At 47.1% G+C, this 18,999-nt stretch carries 22 protein-coding genes; 9 read left to right on the forward strand and 13 right to left on the reverse strand.

From position 1 onward, the window contains the following. Positions 1-115: 115 nt before the first annotated feature. The 7 genes from H8S84_RS16160 to H8S84_RS16190 form a co-directional block, all read right to left on the reverse strand. Positions 116-1,207, reverse strand: coding sequence for a glycosyltransferase (locus tag H8S84_RS16160; RefSeq protein ID WP_187068416.1), 1,092 nt, complete (start codon positions 1,205-1,207; stop codon positions 116-118). Continuing rightward, on the reverse strand, positions 1,204-1,839 hold the full coding sequence (locus H8S84_RS16165) for a polysaccharide deacetylase family protein (protein ID WP_187068417.1): 636 nt from the start codon (positions 1,837-1,839) through the stop codon (positions 1,204-1,206). Before H8S84_RS16165 ends, H8S84_RS16160 begins: the two co-directional genes overlap by 4 nt. A 97-nt stretch (positions 1,840-1,936) precedes the next feature. Beyond that, complete coding sequence (locus H8S84_RS16170; protein ID WP_187068418.1) at positions 1,937-3,160, reverse strand: GAF domain-containing SpoIIE family protein phosphatase; 1,224 nt, start codon at positions 3,158-3,160, stop codon at positions 1,937-1,939. Further along, the gene (locus H8S84_RS16175; protein WP_187068419.1) at positions 3,153-3,455 is read right to left on the reverse strand and encodes a hypothetical protein; all 303 of its coding nucleotides are present in this window, start codon (positions 3,453-3,455) and stop codon (positions 3,153-3,155) included. Before H8S84_RS16175 ends, H8S84_RS16170 begins: the two co-directional genes overlap by 8 nt. Positions 3,456-3,507: 52 nt before the next feature. Continuing rightward, positions 3,508-3,765 (reverse strand): hypothetical protein, encoded by a 258-nt coding sequence (locus H8S84_RS16180; protein WP_187068420.1) that lies wholly within the window; start codon positions 3,763-3,765, stop codon positions 3,508-3,510. Beyond that, complete coding sequence (locus H8S84_RS16185; protein ID WP_230407221.1) at positions 3,765-4,979, reverse strand: glycosyltransferase; 1,215 nt, start codon at positions 4,977-4,979, stop codon at positions 3,765-3,767. The genes H8S84_RS16180 and H8S84_RS16185 overlap by 1 nt, the downstream gene beginning before the upstream one ends. Further along, positions 4,892-5,881 (reverse strand): lysylphosphatidylglycerol synthase domain-containing protein, encoded by a 990-nt coding sequence (locus tag H8S84_RS16190; RefSeq protein ID WP_187068421.1) that lies wholly within the window; start codon positions 5,879-5,881, stop codon positions 4,892-4,894. The genes H8S84_RS16185 and H8S84_RS16190 overlap by 88 nt, the downstream gene beginning before the upstream one ends. 25 nt (positions 5,882-5,906) lie before the next feature. On the opposite strand from H8S84_RS16190, the gene ruvC reads away from it, so the two are divergent. The 4 genes from ruvC (at position 5,907) to H8S84_RS16210 (ending at position 9,396) form a co-directional block, all read left to right on the forward strand. Then, positions 5,907-6,479 carry a crossover junction endodeoxyribonuclease RuvC gene (ruvC, locus tag H8S84_RS16195; protein WP_187068422.1) on the forward strand — a complete coding sequence of 191 codons (573 nt, stop codon included), beginning with the start codon at positions 5,907-5,909 and terminating at the stop codon, positions 6,477-6,479. A 287-nt stretch (positions 6,480-6,766) separates the two neighbouring features. Then, on the forward strand, positions 6,767-7,585 hold the full coding sequence (locus H8S84_RS16200) for an MlaE family ABC transporter permease (protein WP_187068423.1): 819 nt from the start codon (positions 6,767-6,769) through the stop codon (positions 7,583-7,585). A gap of 5 nt (positions 7,586-7,590) precedes the next feature. After that, complete coding sequence (locus tag H8S84_RS16205; protein WP_187068424.1) at positions 7,591-8,370, forward strand: ABC transporter ATP-binding protein; 780 nt, start codon at positions 7,591-7,593, stop codon at positions 8,368-8,370. After that, positions 8,371-9,396 carry an MlaD family protein gene (locus H8S84_RS16210; protein WP_187068425.1) on the forward strand — a complete coding sequence of 342 codons (1,026 nt, stop codon included), beginning with the start codon at positions 8,371-8,373 and terminating at the stop codon, positions 9,394-9,396. Between the two features lie 174 nt (positions 9,397-9,570). On the opposite strand, the gene H8S84_RS16215 is transcribed toward H8S84_RS16210, so the two are convergent. From H8S84_RS16215 to rsmA, 6 genes are all read right to left on the reverse strand, one after another. Next, a complete protein-coding gene (locus tag H8S84_RS16215; protein WP_187068426.1) occupies positions 9,571-9,969 on the reverse strand; it encodes an HIT family protein in 399 nt (132 codons plus the stop codon). Between the two features lie 3 nt (positions 9,970-9,972). After that, the gene (gene greA / locus H8S84_RS16220) at positions 9,973-10,446 is read right to left on the reverse strand and encodes a transcription elongation factor GreA (protein WP_187068427.1); all 474 of its coding nucleotides are present in this window, start codon (positions 10,444-10,446) and stop codon (positions 9,973-9,975) included. A gap of 305 nt (positions 10,447-10,751) precedes the next feature. Continuing rightward, positions 10,752-11,183 (reverse strand): GNAT family N-acetyltransferase, encoded by a 432-nt coding sequence (locus H8S84_RS16225; RefSeq protein ID WP_187068428.1) that lies wholly within the window; start codon positions 11,181-11,183, stop codon positions 10,752-10,754. Between the two features lie 58 nt (positions 11,184-11,241). Then, entirely contained in the window at positions 11,242-12,201 is a 960-nt protein-coding gene (locus H8S84_RS16230; RefSeq protein WP_317175448.1) for an NAD(P)-dependent oxidoreductase, read from the reverse strand. An 80-nt stretch (positions 12,202-12,281) separates the two neighbouring features. Beyond that, positions 12,282-13,637: a magnesium transporter gene (mgtE, locus tag H8S84_RS16235; RefSeq protein ID WP_187068429.1), complete on the reverse strand. Its 1,356-nt coding sequence runs from the start codon at positions 13,635-13,637 to the stop codon at positions 12,282-12,284. Position 13,638: 1 nt separating this feature from the next. After that, entirely contained in the window at positions 13,639-14,424 is a 786-nt protein-coding gene (rsmA, locus tag H8S84_RS16240; RefSeq protein WP_187068430.1) for a 16S rRNA (adenine(1518)-N(6)/adenine(1519)-N(6))-dimethyltransferase RsmA, read from the reverse strand. A gap of 159 nt (positions 14,425-14,583) precedes the next feature. Between rsmA and H8S84_RS16245 the strand changes: the two genes are divergently transcribed. The 5 genes from H8S84_RS16245 (at position 14,584) to plsX (ending at position 18,911) form a co-directional block, all read left to right on the forward strand. Beyond that, positions 14,584-16,017: a leucyl aminopeptidase family protein gene (locus tag H8S84_RS16245; RefSeq protein ID WP_187068431.1), complete on the forward strand. Its 1,434-nt coding sequence runs from the start codon at positions 14,584-14,586 to the stop codon at positions 16,015-16,017. A 7-nt stretch (positions 16,018-16,024) separates the two neighbouring features. Further along, on the forward strand, positions 16,025-17,047 hold the full coding sequence (pdxA, locus tag H8S84_RS16250) for a 4-hydroxythreonine-4-phosphate dehydrogenase PdxA (RefSeq protein WP_187068432.1): 1,023 nt from the start codon (positions 16,025-16,027) through the stop codon (positions 17,045-17,047). A gap of 66 nt (positions 17,048-17,113) precedes the next feature. Then, positions 17,114-17,662 (forward strand): YceD family protein, encoded by a 549-nt coding sequence (locus H8S84_RS16255; protein WP_187068433.1) that lies wholly within the window; start codon positions 17,114-17,116, stop codon positions 17,660-17,662. A 56-nt stretch (positions 17,663-17,718) separates the two neighbouring features. Then, positions 17,719-17,916, forward strand: coding sequence for a 50S ribosomal protein L32 (gene rpmF, locus H8S84_RS16260; protein ID WP_187068434.1), 198 nt, complete (start codon positions 17,719-17,721; stop codon positions 17,914-17,916). Positions 17,917-17,969: 53 nt separating this feature from the next. Further along, on the forward strand, positions 17,970-18,911 hold the full coding sequence (gene plsX, locus H8S84_RS16265) for a phosphate acyltransferase PlsX (protein WP_187068435.1): 942 nt from the start codon (positions 17,970-17,972) through the stop codon (positions 18,909-18,911). Positions 18,912-18,999: the final 88 nt, after the last annotated feature.

Consider the following 18,999-nt stretch of genomic DNA (forward strand, 5'->3'; position numbering starts at 1 on the left):
TGCTGCAAGTTAATTATTTAATTGTTGATCGTCTGAACCAGGATTTATCAGGTTAAAATAGATCCACAGGATTTTCGCCATGGTCAAGTGGTGTTGCTTAAGAGAATGTAATTCTCTAATACTTTCTCCCTTTCCAGATTGTCTTTCCCGGCAGGTAGTAAAAAACCAGCAGCACAATGGAGGTTACTACCAGGTAAATTTCGAACGCAAAGTATAGCCACCAAGGTGCTGTGCGGTGCAGGCGACGCAGGCATACATATAAGTATAAACTCTGCAAACTAAACTTAGCCATAAAGATAGACAGTACCACGCCAGCCGAAGTATAAAGCCCAAAGGGTAACAACACCGGGTAATAAGCTGAGTGCAGCACCAGAATGATAACCATGTAAACCGGTAGGTGCATAGAGCCTTTCATCCAGCGTTTGCGCTGGTGCATAAACTGATTAAAATCTGCAGCCGGCGTAGACAGGGCCAGAACCTCTTTGCTGTACACGTTTCTAAAGCCCCAGCCCCTCTGCAAGATCCTGTTAAAAATGGCAATGTCTTCGGTAATGGAGAACTTTATACTTTCAAATCCTCCCACCTCTTTGTAAGCCTCGCGACGCAGCAGCATGTTATTGCCCATAGTGGTTACCGGCAGGTTCAGGTCCGATACCACCTGCATCAGCCCCAGCGCATACAGCCAATCCTGCGCCTGCAGCTTAGCAAAGAGGCCATGCTCCTGGGTGGTAGTTATACCTGTCACAACGCCTATTTTATCCTTTAAAGCACCCAGCATGGCATTAACCCAGGTAGGCGGCACGGCAATGTCTGCATCAGTGTAAAAAAAGTAATCACTCGTTGCCAGCTTAGACAGCTGCGCCAGCACATTCTGCTTGCCCTTTAGCTGATTTATACTTTGATTAATTGTAATGCACTTATAGTTGGGTTTGCCTTTAATGAATGCCTCTATCACCTCCAGTGTTCTGTCGGTGCTGGCGTCGTTGCCAATCAGCACTTCCACTTTGTCTTTGGGGTAATCCAGGTTTTCGATGGCTGTAAGGCAGCGGGTAATGGTGTGCTCCTCGTTACGGGCAGCGATGATTATACTTATGTGTGGCAGATTTTCAGGCCTGGAGGGGTAGTGCTTCCGGTTGATCAGCAGCAGCACCAGCAGCACCATGTAAAGGGTAAAGAAAAGTATAAAATAGACGACAGATACGATCATAGGGTCTCGAAGGTGTAGCCGAGCCCGGTGAAATGCTCCAGGTAATGTGGCAGGGCGTACATCATATTTCGTTTTGCTTTCAGACTGTCGTGGAATACGATGATGCTGCCGTTTTGGGTGCTTTGAATAGACTTACGCAGACACTTTTCCGGCGACAGGCTATTATCGTAGTCGTTAGTGAGCACATCCCACATAATAATCTCATACTTGCCCTGTAGCTGCCTTGCCTGATTTTGGGTGATGCGGCCATAGGGCGGCCTGTACAAAAGTTTAGAGTTATCCAGCGTATACTTTTCCAGTTCCTGTTGGCAGCGCTCCACGTTGTCGAGGTATGGTTGCAGCTCAGCACGCCAGCCATTCAAGTGGTTGAAAGTATGGTTGGCTAGCACATGCCCCTGTTGCTGGATGTTAGTGGCTATTTCTGGGTATTTCCGCACATTATCACCCACACAAAAGAAAGTAGCTTTAGCGCCATACTTCTGCAGTTGTTCAAGCACCCACGGAGTAGCCTCCGGCACAGGTCCATCGTCAAAAGTTAAGTATAACAGCTTCTCCTGCGTAGCCTCTCTGTGCCAGGTATAGTTTGGCCACAGTTTTTTTAAGAAAGCAGGGGTTTTGTAGAGGCGGATCAAAGCTGGACTGTAGGTTGTTGATTGTTGATTGCTATACCTGCAAAGATAGCATACTTACGATTTATTCTTTTTAACAATCAGCAGTCAGCAATTTTTCTTATTTAAACCGGCACGACAGCAGTGTGATGTCATCGTTGAGAGCGGCTTCTTCGTTGTAGAGGTTTATTTCGCGGAGCAGCTGCAGGTGCAGCATTTTAGAACTCAGGAAACGATTCCGCTGCAGGAACTTGATACACCCTTCTACCCCAAACTCTGCCTCTTCTTCGTCAAAGACTTCTGTAAGGCCATCGGTGTAGCACAGCAGCACGGCATTCTGAGGCACTGTAATACGCGTAACCGACATAAACGGCAGCACATCAAATACACCCAGCATGGTGCAGCCTTCGTTCAGCAGGCGGTGTGTATTGTCTTCGTAGAGCAGGATCGGGGCATTGTGGCCGGCGTTTACGTAGCACATTTCCCTAGTCTTGCGGTTATAGAGTGCCAGGAACATGGTGATAAACTTTTCGGCGATCGCATTGCGGTAGATCAGGTTGTTAAGCTCGGCCACAACTGTATTCAGATCAGAGGTCTGGCGCAAAATGGTTCTGAGCCCAGCCTGGAAGTTCGACATCAGCAGCGATGCCGGCACCCCCTTGCCCGACACGTCGGCCACGCAAAAAACAAAGTTATCCGAATCAATCTCAATGAAATCGTAATAATCGCCCCCGATAGATGAATGCGGAATGTAGCTGGCGTAAATGGCCACATCTTTGTCGTTTGGCAGCGACTTCGGGAACAGCATGGCCTGCACCTCGCGGGCAATCTCTATCTCACGGCGAATAGACTCCTGTGCTAGTCGCTGGCGGGCCATTTTGTGGTTCTCTATGGCCACCAGCATAATATTACTGACGGTCTGCACAAAGCTTAGCGCCTCCATGTTGGTGTGGTAGGGCTGCGTTTTACCGATCATTACAAAGGCAAGCACTTTACCGTTGTGGAAAATCGGAATCACTATCTCAAAAGCACGCCACTTTTTGTCTACATCCAGCTTAGAAGTACGCATGATTTCTTTAATGCCAAGTATGGATTCGGGAATCTCGTGCTTCGTGAAGTCCTGTTCGGTACCAAAGCATACTTTGCACTCCCAGCTTTCGTCGTGCACGAACAACACCAAACGGCTGATCTGTAACTGAGCGAGCAGGGTAAAGCGGTAAATTTTATAGAGGGCCGGCTCCGGAAGATTGTCGTTGATCGCCTGCGTAATTTCGAGCAAGGCCGACAACTCCAGCTTCTTCAGGTTAAGTTCCTGTTGTATACTCGGTACGGTTATATCAGCCATTCGAAATCGGTGTTTTAGAATTGTAAGCACTGTGCAGGCAGTAACCGAAACGGCTAAAGGCCAGCACCAGCAAACTAATGCTTATACTTGGTAAAAGTAGTAAAAAAAGTACAGCCTTCGCCTCTATCAGCTGAAATCCCTTGTTTGCCTTCATACCCCACGTCTGTGCCGGAAGTTGCCTCCCGAACCACAGAAAATCAAACAACACCTGAATAGCCGCAGCGAACGCGATAGTAGCTATAACGATGGGCAAACCAGGTTTATTGAACAACGGAAGGCTAAAAATGTTTTGCATCCGCACTAAATTCTGCAGATTTTTTTCGCCATTGCTCGAGCTTTTGTGGCCATCAGTTAGAGTTATGCACAACTAAACCGGCCTTGGTGGCAAGGTAAAAGTAATCATGGCAGTGCTGCCCAAATGTAGCCTCGTTATACTCATGCTCAGTGTCCTGGTCAGGGTAAAGAATCTTTACATAGCCTCTTTTGATCAGCGACTGCAGGGCCGCACATATCTCATTGTCAGTTAAGGACAGCGTTCTTTTCAGGTCTGTATAGGAGGCTACAAAGTATAACTCGTCCAGTATATCAAATTCGTTATCGCTCATTAGTTTCTGATTGTTCTTCCTTTCCACCGGTACCTGCCAAACAAGCCTGCAACACCGGTAAACACCACGTAAGGTACATACACCAGTTGTAAAGGCAGCATGTGCCACACGTACTCTTTTTTGTTAAGGAAGCTTAGTATACGTTCTAAAAATAAAAAATCTATCGCAAACTTGGCAATATATGCAGCCACAAAAACCAGCAGGGGTAAATGCCCGAACAGGAAAAAAGGGATAGACAGGAACAGTAAAAAGTTTACAAGAAACACAACGAGGGCCACCAACTGTACATTTATACTTTGGTAAGACCGCCACTTGCTGGCCCACCTAACCCGCTGCGACAAAAAGGAGATCAGGCTTTTACGCGCATCTGTATAAACTAAAGCTTTATTGTTTTTAAGGAACACAGCTTTACCCGGAAACTGCTGTTGCACCTTGTGCAGCAGAAACTCATCGTCGCCGCTGGCAATGCCGTCGTTACCCGAAAAGCCTCCTACCTTCTCAAAAATAAATTTGGGATAGGCCAGGTTTGCTCCATTGCACATATTTGGCTTGTTTAACGCCAGCGAAGCGCCTCCAATACCGATTAAACTGGCAAATTCCACCAACTGCATGCGCTCAAATGTCGTATGGGTATTGTGGAAGCAAACCGGACCGCTGATAAAGTATGGCTGCTTCGTCTCATACGTATGCGCATACTGCTGCAGCCACTCTGGCCCTACACGGCAATCGCCGTCGGTTAGTACCAGTAGTTCTCCCGTTGCCTGTTCCACGCCATACTTCACGGCTTCCTTTTTCATACTTTTTCCAGCCACATCACCAAGATCCAACACTCTCATACTCATTGTGGAACCTAAATTGTATTGATGTAACAGTTGAAGTGTACTATCGGTAGAGTGATCATCCACCACCAGCACCTCAAACAGCTCCTTTGGATATTGCTGCGCCTCCAGGTCCTGCAGCAAAGCCACGATGTTAGCCGCCTCGTTTCGCACAGGTATGATAACTGAAATGGTGGTTTTGGGGATGTACCCATCAGGCAAAGTTGTGGCGGCCATTTTTACCCAGGCCACCAACCGGCGCAGCACCACCCAGGCATAAGCAAGTAACGATAGAGACAAAAGCCAGATCATGCGGGTACTCCTTTCCGGGCCAGGCGCAGGCGCAGCACAAAGTATAAACCCACTGCACTTGGCACCGCTATGTTCAGCAGCCAAAGGCTTAGGCTGGCACTAAGCACATGCAGCCTCCCCTCCCCTAGCAACCCGAACAGGTACATAGCCGAGAGCTCCCGCACTCCCAGGTCGGAGAGCAGGCTAACCGAAGGCACCACCGACTTCAGGAAGAAGGTACCAGCCACTCCGCTTACATACTCTACCGGGTTCAGCCTTACACCAAAAAGTATAAGCAATAGTATAAATTGAATCAGGAACACAAAGTACCGGCCCAGTGAGAGCAGCAACAGTCTTGAGATCTCAGCAGAAGTATATTCTCCCATTATAGCCACATAGTGCACAAGCGTGCGTAGCGGCTTTATGGCAGCCACTACCGCTACCATAGCTTTGGCATGATACAGCAGTACCAGCATAGCAATGCACAGCACCAGCAGCAGGAATAGTATACTTAGTGCCACTCCCGGAAACTGCCCCCAGTAAAACCGAAGTATAAAGTAAAGCAAGCCAAGCGAGCCCACCAGCACCGTAGCCACCAACTGGCAGTAACGCCCGATAAAGATGGCGCCAATAGCCTCCAGGCGTTGCTGGCTCTTAAGCTCCAGCACCCGGCCGGCGTAGTCGCCGAGGCGGTTAGGGGTGATAAAGCCAAGCGTAAGCCCTACCATTACGGCACGGTAGGCCCGTGCAAAAGACATAGGCTCCAGCTTATTGCCTAGCAGCTGCCATTTCTTCGCCTCAAAGCCCCAGTTAAAAGGTATAAGGATAGCTACAAGTATAAACAGGCCTGTGAGTGAACTATCGAGGGCTGTATGTAAGATTTGTTTCCAGCTTAGGAAGGTATCCGGAGTGGTAAAAATGGCCTGGTGCAGCAAAAAGAGCGTGAGCACCACCACCAGTATTTTACCGGAAAGCAAAAGGAACCTTCTATTTGGATTAATGTTCAAGATATTGTCTTAATTTTGTAGCCTTATGGTTTACCCTTCTGCGCTTCCTCCTAATAAACTTATACTTGGTATAGACCCCGGCACACAGGTTATGGGCTACGGCCTGATAGAAGTAACTGGTTCTAAAGTACAAGTGGTGCAGTATGGCGTTATTCACCTGAAAAGCTACAGCAACCACGCCATCAAGTTAAAGAAAATTTTTGACCGCATGATACAGCTCATCGACGAGTACCTGCCCGACGAGCTGGCCATCGAGTCGCCATTCTTTGGTGTGAACGTGCAAAGTATGCTCAAGTTGGGACGTGCCCAAGGTGTGGCTATCGCTGCTGCCCTTTCGCGCGATATCCCTTATGTAGAGTATGCGCCAAAAAAAGTAAAGCAGTCGGTAACGGGTAACGGTAATGCATCCAAAGAGCAAGTGGCCAGCATGCTGGTGCAGATCCTGAAGATACAGCCTGACCCTAAAATGTTTGATGCTACCGATGCCCTGAGCGTGGCCCTTTGCCACCACTACCAGAAAGGTAACAATGCCAAACAAGGTGCTAAATCCTGGAAAGCTTTCCTTACAGATAACCCGGGAAGAGTTTCCGGCAAATAATTTTTTGAGCTGGTTTTCTAATTAATTCCTAAACTATCCTCATCATTCTATATAACACACTCACTGTGTGTTACTTCTGATAGAATCACTCAAAAAACACTGAATTCCTGAGTTAAGCAAACAAGTATCCGGAGCTGAAAATATTTCGCTGTTTTGCAAAAAATCGTACCTTTCTTTCGTAAGGCTTAGGCAGGCGCTATAAAATCGTCGCTAGTTTGTATCAAAAAAAAGTACTTTTGTCGTTGTCCTTGTTAAGATAAAAGTACGATCGGCTCTAAACGGCATAAATGGATTTAGACAAAGATAAGTCGGGAAACGTCCGTACCCGACGGAGACATGTTACTACCCGTAGGCTCGACAAGATATTTGTGGAGCTAGCCAGCGTATACCGTTTTATAGCGCGTTTCTTTAAAGAAGTTCTTTTTCCTCCTTACGAGTTTCGTGAAATTATAAGGCAGTGCTACGAAATTGGCGTTCGCTCACTTCCCCTTATCTCGCTTACAGGCTTTATTATTGGTATTGTATTCACCAACCAGTCGCGCCCGTCGTTGGCTGGCTTTGGCGCTACCGCATTGCTACCAGCTCTTATTTCTGTAGCTATTGTAAGGGCAATGGGACCACTTGTAACGGCACTTATTGCAGCAGGCAGGGTTGGCTCTAACATCGGGGCAGAACTAGGCTCAATGCGCGTAACAGAGCAGATCGATGCCATGGAAGTATCTGCTACTAACCCGTTCAAGTTTCTGGTGGTAAGCAGGGTGCTGGCCTCAACACTTATGATTCCGGCGCTTACCATGTATACTACATTCGTGTCGTTGCTTGGCGGCTACCTAAATGTGCACCAAAACGAACTGACAACACTTACCACCTTCTTTTACCAGGTTTTTGAGGCCATTACCTTTTTAGATATTATCGCTTCTTCGGTTAAATCAGTGATTTTCGGGTTTACCATTGGTATGGTAGGGTGCTACAAAGGCTATAACTCCTCTAAAGGCACAGAGGGTGTGGGTAAGGCGGCCAACTCGTCGGTGGTAACGGCTATGTTCCTTATTTTTATCGAAGAGCTGCTGATTATGCAGGTTATAAACGCAATTAGAGCTTTTTAGCAAGTATGAGGGCGAAGGAAATAAATCCCAAAATAGATAGAAACGAAAAAGTAATTTTTATCAGAGGCCTCCAGAAAGCGTTCGACGAGTTTGAGGTACTGAAAGGCGTGAACCTGGACCTGTACAAAGGTGAAAACCTGGTGGTGCTGGGGCGCTCCGGCACGGGTAAATCTGTACTGATCAAGATAATCTCGGGTTTACTGCAGGCTGATGAGGGGCAGGTGAATGTGCTGGGCCGAGAAGTGAGTAAACTTACCTCAAAGGAACTGGATGCGCTCCGGCTTAAAATAGGTTTTTCTTTTCAGAACAGTGCTCTCTATGATAGTATGACTGTAAAGGAGAACCTGGAGTTTCCGTTGGAGCGCCACGCCAAAGATATGTCGGTAAATGAGCGTAATGAGTTAATAGACGTGGTGCTGGATGCTGTGGGCTTATCACAGGCGCTTAACCAGATGCCCTCCGAATTATCGGGTGGCCAGCGCAAACGCATCGGTATTGCCCGTACGCTGATACTCAGGCCCGACATTATGCTTTACGACGAGCCTACAGCCGGCCTCGACCCGATTACAAGTATAGAAATCAACAAGCTGATAAATGAAGTTCAGCGCAGGTTCAACACCTCCTCCATCATTATTACCCACGACCTTACCTGCGCGCGTGCCGTAGGAGACAGAGTGGTGATGCTGCTCGACGGACATTTTCAGCGGCAGGGAACGTTTGAGGAAGTGTTTGCAGCTCCCGATGAACGCATACAAGCTTTTTATAACTACAACTTTATTGACTAAATGAGTTCTGCAGATAATAAACGTACCGTGATAGTGGGCATATTTGTGTTCCTGGCTATTGTAATCCTGGTGGCAGGTATCTTTACCCTGGCTGGCCAGCAGAAACGCCTGATCAGCACTATTTCCGTTATCGCTATTTTTGATGATGTGGCTGGTTTAAAGTCTGGCAACAACGTTTGGTTCTCAGGTGTAAAGATCGGCACAATCAAGTCCATCAGTTTATATGGCGATGCGCAGGTGAAAGTAACCATGAACATCGAGGAGAAAGCACAGCAGTACATTCGCGAAAACTCTGTAGCCCGCATCAGTTCCGAAAGTTTTATCGGCAATAAGAACATTGTAATAGACGGCGGCACGCAGGCAGCCCCTCCCGTTGAGGATGGCGATGTGATAAAAGCGATTAACCCGCTAAACACTGATGACCTGATGGAGACGCTGCAGAAGAACAACAAGAACCTGGTAGCAATCACAAACGACTTCAAACAAATTACTTCGAGGCTAGTGCAAGGCGAAGGCACAGTGGGAGCCATACTTACCGACACAATAATGGCCGACAATTTCAGGGCGATGGTGGCCAACCTGCAGCAGACTTCCAGAAGAACAGTAGCTGCTTCTAACGAACTCTCCAGGTTCACTACAAAGCTTAACAACCCCGACGGCTTGGCGAACAGCATCGCCACCGACACCGTGGTGTACAGCAGGCTTAAAGCTTCGATGGCAGAACTGAAGCAGGCCACTGATGCAGCAGCAAGTATGATGGAGAACCTGCAGGAGACAAGCCAGAAACTGAACAACCAGAACAATGCGGTGGGTGTATTGCTATCTGATGAGCAGTTTGCGCGGCAGCTAAAGAGCACCATGCAAAACTTGGAAACCAGCACGCAAAAGTTTGACCAGAACATGGAGGCGCTGCAAAGCAATTTCTTGCTTCGGGGCTTTTTCAGGAAACAGGCTAAGCGGGAGGCAGAAGAGCAACTGCAGAAGGACCTGCAAAAAGTACAGCAGGATACAATAAACCGACAGTAGTTTTTTAGTTATTCGTGATGTGTAGAGACGCAATTCGTTGCGTCTTTCTATCTAATAATTTAGTTGTGATGCCATTTATGATTGCATAAAAGGATTTTTGAGCAGCAAGTATAAAAAAGAGGCGGGGCAGATAAAATTATCTGCCCCGCCTCTTTTTGTATTGCCATACGGAAACTAAACGTGGTACTCGGTACGTATCTTTTCCGCCACTTCTTCCATCTCTTCTTTGCTGAACTCCTTTTTATTTGCAAAGTTCATGTCCTGCATGCTGTTTATCGGGATAAGGTGAACATGTGCATGCGGCACCTCTAAGCCTACAACCGCCACTCCTATCCTGTTGCAAGGAACTGCCTTTTTAATAGCCTTCGATACTTCTTTTGCAAAAGCCATCAGCCCCAGGTACAGTTCATCATCCAGATCGAAGATGTAGTCTATTTGCTCCTTCGGGATTACTAAGGTATGGCCTTTGGCTGTCGGGAAAACATCCAGAAAGGCAAGGAAACGTTCATTCTCTGCTATTTTATAAGCAGGAATCTCACCTTTCACAATCTTAGTAAAAATCGAAGGTTCCATAGTTTATCGGCTAATTTCTAGTATCTCGAACTGTATTTTGCCGGCAGGGATGGTGATCTCGGCTACATCGCCAACAGATTTACCAAGCAAGCCCTTACCAATAGGCGACTTAACCGAAATCTTGCCTGCTGCCAGGTCTGCTTCCTCTTCCGCCACCAAAGTATAGTCTACTACCATATTGTTCTTAAGGTTCTTTATTTTAACCTTAGATAGTATAAGTGCTTTACTGGCATCCAGATGCGATTCGTCTATCAGACGGGCATTGCCTACTATCTCCTCCATTTTGGCGATCTTCAACTCCAGGTGCCCCTGCGCGTCTTTTGCAGCATCGTATTCAGCATTCTCGCTCAGGTCACCTTTGTCGCGTGCCTCAGCTAATTGGCGTGCTACTTCAGAGCGGCCTTTGGTCTTGAGCTCAGCCAGTTCGTCTTTTAGTTTCTGCAAACCTTCAGCTGTGTAATAAGAAATCTTGCTCATAGTTATGTTCTCACGTTTAAAACACAAAAGCAAAAAGAACGGTTATGGCATGCATAACCGTTCTTTTTGCCAAATATGTAAATTTATTTAATTCTTTTCCAGTGTGGCGGCAGCTATATTTACAGCAACCGCCAAAGTTTTAGCATAAGCGTCAACTTCTAACCTATAACAGGGCCAGGAGCAACTCTCTTTGGCCTCGACTTAGGCAAATATACAAATTTTAGCACACAAGAAACAAGAGCTGTTTTGTATATCTTTTATGTATGGCAGCGATGTTTAATCATCGTTTTTTGCCTCAGAGCACGTTATGCTTTTATGTGCAGCAGCAGGGTTGGCTGCGGATAAGTTTGCTGGCACCATTCCCATTTCTGTAGCACTTTTTCGGGCACCTCACCTGTTTCGGCCACTGGTTCAAAACCGAAACCTGTATAAAACCGCTCTAGCTGCGCGAAGGGAAGGCAGTAAACTATCTTTTGCTGTGCATGGTGTAACAGAAACTTAACCAGGTTCTTAGCTAGCCCAAAGCCTCTGCACTTATCCTCTACATACATACCGCCCAGTTCAAGCGTGTTTGCATCTATACTTACCAGCCGGCCTACCCCCACGCGCGCTCCCTCTACTTCTGCAATAGCAATAAACTCCTGCTCGTACACCGATGGCCTGAACTTAATTTTACTGTACTGTTCGTTTACCCACCTCAACTCATCCGGCTCTGCTTTCCTGATTCTAACATTCATACTTTAGTTTACGAGTAAAAACAGAAATAAATGGTTGATTTATTATGTTAATCAGGAGCTAGAGCAGTTCCTTTATTTTCTCTACCAGCACCTCATTGATCTTTACATATGACTCGTGTGTCCAGCCGGCGATGTGTGGGGTAAGTATAACGTTATTGGCTTGGGCCAGGTAATTAAAGATTTGCAGTTGCTGCTCGGTTAAGGTGTCGAGTTTTTCGTTTTCCAGAACATCCAGGGCAGCACCTTTTATACTTCCTTCTTTTAAATTAATTACGAGGGCCTCCTGATTCACCACATCACCACGGGAAGTGTTCAGGAACCAGATCTTTTTCTTAAATCCTCTAAAAAACTCTTCATTAGCAAAGCCAAGGTTATCTTTTATATAAGGGATGTGCAGACTCACAATATCCGCCTCCAGTTGTAGCTCCTCCAGCGTTACGTTCTCTGCCGGTGAAGTTATCTTTTCAGGTGCGTATCGGTCGTAGGCAAGTATGCGGCAGCCAAAACCGCTCAGCACTTTGGCAAAGCTTTGGCCCATATTTCCGTAGCCGATAATACCAATGGTTTTACCGCTTATTTCCTCTCCCCTATTCTCTTCGCGCAGCCATACTTTGTTACGTACCTCCATATCACCACGCACGATGTTGCGCATCAGCGAGATAAGTAGCCCCAACGTGAACTCACCTACTGCCTGCCTGTTACCTTCGTTGGCTCCGATTAAAGCTATACCACGCTCCTGCAGTGCATCAGCATCAATATTGTCTACGCCGGCTCCGGCCCGTGCAACAAACTTCAGGTTATCAGCATACTTTAGAGTATCCGCCGTGATCCGCATTTTGCTGCGCACGATCAGCCCATCAAAGCCTGCCAGCGCTTCACATACTTTCGCAGGCTCGATCTTAGGCCTGTAATCAGCCTCTACTCCTATACTTTCCAGCATCGGAAATACACTTGGGTGGATTTCATCTATGATCAGGACACGGGGTTGAGGAGTTCTGAGTTCTGAGTTCTGAGTCACGAGTTATGGAAGTTAAGTAGTAGAAGTTACAGGCAAGGCTTTATACTTACAGTTGGTTTTACTCAAGAAAACGTGATTTTCTACAAACTATAGAGCAGGTGTGCCACACCGAAGTAAATGGTTAAGCCCAGCAGGTCGTTGGCGGTGGTAATAAACGGACCAGCAGCTACGGCAGGGTTTATTCCGAATTTATCGAGTACCATCGGTGTAACCGTACCCATTAGCGAAGCCAGCATAACCACAGAGAAAAGCGCCAGCGAGACCACAAGCGACAAGGTAAAGTCATTGCGGAACAGGTAGGTAAAGCAGAAAACCAGTATCGAGATGATCAACGCGTTGAGCAAGGCTACCAGAATCATTTTAAAGATACGCTGGGCAAAGTTCTCAAACATCACCGCGTTAGACGATAAGGTTTGGATGATGATAGAAGAAGACTGTATGCCTACGTTACCACCCGTTGCCGTAATAAGCGGTACAAACAGCGCTAAGGCCGGAAGTATGGCAATGTCATTTTCGAAGAAACCCATAAAGTGAGCAGCCAGTAAACCTCCCACCATGCCAATGATCAGCCAGGGCAAACGCGATCGCGAAATTCGGAACACACTGTCATCCTCCTCCACGTTCTCCGAAATACCCGTCATCAACTGGCGGCTCAGTTCGGCCTGCTCCTGCATTACGTCTACTACGTCGTCGATGGTGATGCGGCCCAGCAGTCTACCTTGTATGTTAACTACAGGTATGGCTTCCAGGTCATATTTCTGCATCACGGTTACTACTTCATTCTCATCCCTGAACGACTCAATCGAGATCACATCTTCGCTGTAAATATCTTTTACCAACTTATCGTCTCGGGAGAGCAGCAGCGCTTTCACACTCACACGCCCTACCAGAATATCGCGGTTATCCACCACGTATACCGTATAAATGCGCGACACATCCTCAGCCTGCCGGCGAATCTCCTCTATACATTGCCTTACGCGCCAGTTCAGGTTTACTTTAATAAGCTCTTTCGCCATCAAACCACCCGCACAGTCTTCTTCGTAGTGCAACAGGTCCAGGATGTCTTTGGCCTTTTCCTCGTTCTCGATCAGGGCAATGACTTCCTCACGCGTCTGCACCGACTGCTCGTTCAGGATATCCACGGCATCGTCTGAGTGCATCAGGTTGATGTAACGGGCAATCTCGGCGCTGGTGAAGTAATCTAAGAAATCTTCGCGTATGTCGTAGTCCAGGTCGCTCAGGATCTCTGCCCCTATCTCCGGTGGCAGCAGGTCCATCACATACTTCGACTCGTTCGCATCCAGTTCGTAGAGCACCGTGGTAATATCGGCCGGGTGCATGTCACCCATCGTACTCAGGATAAACTCACTATCCTTACGTTCAATGGCCTGCTCTACCTGCTCAATAAAATCACGTGTAATCTCTAGTTGCTGCATACTATGGCTGTATATTCTGCTCTATCAGTTGGGTCAATTGTACGAAATCCTGCACCGAAAGCTGCTCGGCGCGTTTGTCGAAAACAGGCTGGGCCGTTGCTTCAGGCGGCAAGTTATAACTTCGGAGTGAGTTACGCAGCGTTTTACGTCTTGTTCCGAAACTTAATTTAACTACCTGAAAAAACAGCTTCTCGTTACAAGCCAGTTTCTCCACCTCATTCCGCACCAGGCTTATCACTGCCGACTTTACCTTTGGCGGGGGATTGAATACCTTCTCTCCTACGGTGAACTTGTAATCTATAGTATAAAAAGCCTGCAGTAGCACACTAAGTATACCATATGTTTTAGATCCCGGAGGCGCGGCAATTCGCTCAGCCACTTCTTTTTGTATCATACATACTACCTCCGGCACCACGTCGCGCTGCTCCAACACTTTAAAGAAAATCTGGCTTGAGATGTTATAAGGGAAGTTACCGATAATGGCAAACGGACCCGGGAAAAGCTTACTCAGATCAGTTTTCAGAAAATCGGCAGAGATGATACGGTCACCCAACGTAGGAAAATGCTCCTGCAGGTAAGCGATGGATTCTCTGTCGATATCAACAACAGTGGTTCGGTACTCCTGGTGCTGGATAAGGTACTGCGTGAGCACCCCCATGCCTGGGCCGATCTCCAACACATCCTTCACGCCACCTGGCAGGGTAAGCTGCTCCACAATTTTTCTGGCGATGTTCTGGTCTACCAGAAAATGCTGGCCCAGGTGCTTTTTAGGTCTTACGTTACCCACGTTATACTATTTAGGAGACTGAGTATCAAAAAGTATACTTTTCGGCTCAATCTCGTTATACCTTCATTGTACTGGCGAAGCAGCCAAAGCCACAGCGGCGGGCTTTTCGCATTACGTATTATACTTACTATATTGCAGCACCAAAGATACGAACGACAAATGCCAACACAACTTAAATACGACACAAGCTTCGCTAAAAATACCGATCTGGCTATTATTATCGCCAAAGATGCGGTAAGCCAGGTGCAGGAACTGCAGCCGGAAGAGCAAAACTATGTGCAGCAGCAGGTAGAGCAGGATGCCAAATTCATTAACCTGAACCGCTACTCACACCGCGTATACGTGCTGGTATTGCCAGAGGCTAAAAACGAAGAACTTAAAAAGGAAGCGCTTCGCCAGGCTGGCCATGCTTTGTTAAAGCAATTAAAAACTGACAAGGCCGAGCAGATCGCCATATTAGATAAAACCAACTCACAGGCAGGGTTATACTTGGCGGAGGGTTTATACCTGAGCAATTACCAACACTTGAAGTATAAAACCAAAGACCCTAAGGCAAGCACCCTGCAAACTATCACCATTGCCGACGAAACTGTGAACGCTGAACAGGTGCAGGAATTGGCCAATGTACTCGAGGCAGTATACAAAGTACGCGACCTGGTGAACGAACCGCACAGTCACCAGTCAGCAATGCAGTTTAGCGAGCAGCTGGAGGAACTGGCAAAAGAGGGCGGCTTTGACATTGAGATATTAGATGAGCTGAGAATTCAGTCGCTGAAGATGGGTGGCTTGTTAGCAGTGAACCAGGGCAGCGAAGAACCAGCTACATTTAATATATTAGAGTGGAAACCTGAAAACGCCAAAAACAGCAAACCATACGTGCTGGTGGGCAAAGGTGTAGTATACGATACCGGTGGCCTTAGCTTAAAGCCAACGCCGCAGTCCATGGATTACATGAAGTCTGATATGGCCGGTGCCGCTGCCGTAACGGGTGTGCTATATGCTGCTGCTAAAAACAAGCTTCCGCTGCACATTATTGGCCTGATACCTGCCACAGATAACCGCCCGGGAGGCAGAGCCGTTGCCCCAGGTGATGTAATTACCATGCACAATGGCATGACGGTAGAGGTACTGAACACAGACGCCGAAGGCCGCCTTATACTTGCCGATGCCTTGAGCTTTGCCAAAAAGTATGATCCGGAACTAGTAATCGATTTGGCTACCCTAACTGGTTCTGCCATGCGTGCCGTAGGAAAAGAAGGCTTGGTGGTAATGGGTACTGCCGGTGAAGAAGTAATGGCAGGTCTCAAAAAAGCAGGTGACATTGTGCATGAGCGTACGGTAGAATTTCCGCTGTGGGATGAGTACAGAAAGCAGCTTGATTCTGAGATTGCAGACCTGAAAAACTTAGGTGGCGCAGACGCAGGACACATAACAGCCGGTAAGTTTTTAGAAGAATTTACAAGTTACCCTTGGGTGCATTTCGACATTGCCGGTACAGCTTACCTGCACGCAGAAGACTCGTACCGCGGCAAATTAGCCACAGGCTCAGGCGTACGTTTGGTTTACAATTACCTAAGCTCCCAGGCACGATAAGTATAAAATGGATACAAAGTATAAAGTAAGATTAGGCATCAGCATCGGCGACACAAACGGCATTGGCCCAGAGGTGATCGTGAAAACCTTTAGCGACCAGCGTGTACTTAATTATTGCACACCAGTAATATATGCTGCGCCGGGTGTACTGAACAGAATTCGTAAAGCGCTTAGCGCCGAGCACTTCTTTTATCAGCCGGTAAATTCTGCTGATGTGTTGGTGCCACGCAAGATAAACCTAGTTACGTGCTGGGATGGAGATCTAGAAATTACTCCAGGCACCCCTACGCCAGAATCAGGCAAAGCCTCTCTGGATTCCTTGATGGCTGCCTGCCGCGACCTGAAAGCCGGAAAGCTGGACGGACTTATTACAGCACCTATAAATAAAGACAACATACAGGCTGATGAATTTAACTTCCCGGGCCACACTGAATTTCTTACCTCCTACTTCGATGCACCTGAAAGCCTGATGCTTTTGGTGAGCGGAGATCTGAGAGTAGCCACTGTTACCGGCCACATGCCTGTAAGGGATGTAGCCTCTAAACTAACGCCGGAGCTGCTTATCCGCAAAATAACCATCCTGCTGGAGTCGCTGCGAAAAGACTTTGGAATTCTGAAGCCACGCATTGCTGTCTTGGGCCTAAACCCGCATGCCGGTGAAGAAGGATTACTGGGCTCAGAGGAAATTGAGATCATACGCCCGGCCATTATGCAGATGAAAGAGCGCGGGCACCTGGTGTTCGGCCCCTTCCCTGCCGATGGCTTTTTTGGGATGCAGCAGTACAAGCAGGTAGATGCCGTACTAGCCATGTACCATGACCAGGGGCTTATTCCTTTTAAAACTTTGGCCTTTGAGAGTGGCGTGAATTATACGGCAGGTTTACCTATCGTACGCACCTCACCAGACCACGGCACGGCCTATGATATTGCAGCTAAGCACATTGCAAATGAAACCTCTTTCCGGGAAGCCTTGTTCCTTGCCTGCGACATCGTAAAAATGCGTAAAGAAGAACAAATGCCGGCTGTTTAATAGCGGCAGGTATTTTTTTTATCAGATTTATATCCTAATTTTGCGTCTTGCAATAAAAAGTCGGTTGTGAAAAAGCTAAAAGATTATGAAATCGGCATTGCCAAACTCAGCAACAAGGTACATACCTATGAGTTTGAGATGGATGATTCTTTCTTTGACCTTTTTGGGAAGGAAATAATTTCAGGAGGACAACTGCTTGCTAAAGTGGAGCTCGACAAAACAGAGTCGTTGCTTACCTTTAACATTGACATAAAGGGGCATGTGCGCCTTACCTGCGACAGAAGCCTGGATGAGTTTGATTATCCGGTAGACGTGCAGGAGGTTTTCAGAATCAAGTATGGTGATGAGAACATGGAGTTGGCTGATGATCTGTGGCAGATTACAAGCGGCACACAGTCGGTTAACATTGCGCAGCACCTGTATGATTACATCAGCCTGTCGCTACCCATGAAAAAGCTGCATCCGCGGTTTTTAGAGGAGATGGACGAGGAAGATGAAGAAAGTGAGGAGGATATCCTGATTTACTCTTCGCGCAGCGAGAGCAACAGCGAAGATGAGGACGACGATGACGAGGACACTGATCCCCGCTGGGATGCCCTCAAAAACCTTAACTAAAAGAGTTTTAGAAGTATAAAAAGTATAAACTAGTAAGTAAATTTTTCAACTAAAAAATGGCACATCCTAAACGTAAGATTTCGAAGACCAGAAGAGATAAGAGAAGAACTCATTATAAACTTTCTGAGAAAGCTATCGCAACTTGCCCTACTACAGATACGCCTCACCTTTTCCACCACGCTTATGTGGTAGATGGCGACCTGTATCACAAAGGCAAGCTGGCTATCAAAAATTATACAGCGAACGCGCAGTAAGCACTAACCCTGCTTTAGTTTTAGTTCTGTATAATTAACAACATCCATCATACATGAGGATCGCCTTAGACGCTATGGGCGGCGACTATGCACCAGAGGCTGTCGTTAAAGGTGCTATACTAGCCGCAGAGCAGCTGGAGAAAGATGACGTTATTTTGCTTATCGGCAAAGAAGACGTTATTCAGCCGCTTCTAAACGAATACAATTACGCTGGGAACAATATTACCATTGTTCATGCTAGCCAGGTTATCGAAATGGGAGAGCACCCTACAAAGGCGCTTTCTCAGAAAACCGACTCTAGTATAGCTGTAGGGTACGGCCTGCTTAAAATGCAGAAAGCAGATGCTTTTTGCAGCGCAGGAAATACCGGTGCTATGCTGGTAGGTGCTATGTTTAGTGTAAAAGCGGTAGAAGGTATACTAAGGCCCTCTATTGGAGGTCTGGTTCCGAAACTGAATGGTGGTTTCGGTATTATGCTGGACGTTGGCGCCAACGCTGACTGCAAGCCCGAAGTACTGGAGCAGTTCGGTGAGATCGGCTCTATTTATGCTAAGTATGTGCTGGAGATCCCGAACCCGAAAGTAGGTCTGATGAACCTGGGCGAGGAAGAAGGCAAAGGCACTGTGGTAACGCAGGCTGCCCACCAGCGCCTGAAAGCAAACACCAACATCAACTTTATCGGTAACATAGAAGGCCGCGACCTTTTTAACGACAAGGCTGATGTGATTGTATGTGACGGCTATACTGGCAACATCATTCTGAAGATGGCGGAGAATATCTACGACATCCTGAATGAGAAGAATATGCACGATCCGTTCTTCGATAAGTTTAACTACGAGGCGGTAGGCGGTAGTCCTATTCTGGGTATAAACGGCAATGCTGTAATCGGCCATGGTGTATCAAGCCCTAAGGCTATTTGCAACATGGTGCTGCAGGCGCAGAAGATGGTGTCATCTAAACTGTCGGAGCGATTCCACAAAAAGTATAGCGTATAATCTGTTGCCCAACGGGGCAATAGTGTAATATCTAATTGGCTTAATCTGATCCGGGAATTCTTTTTACAGAATCTGGCAGGTTATGCCA

It is taken from the genome of Pontibacter cellulosilyticus (assembly GCF_014306105.1).
GTDB lineage: Bacteria > Bacteroidota > Bacteroidia > Cytophagales > Hymenobacteraceae > Pontibacter > Pontibacter cellulosilyticus.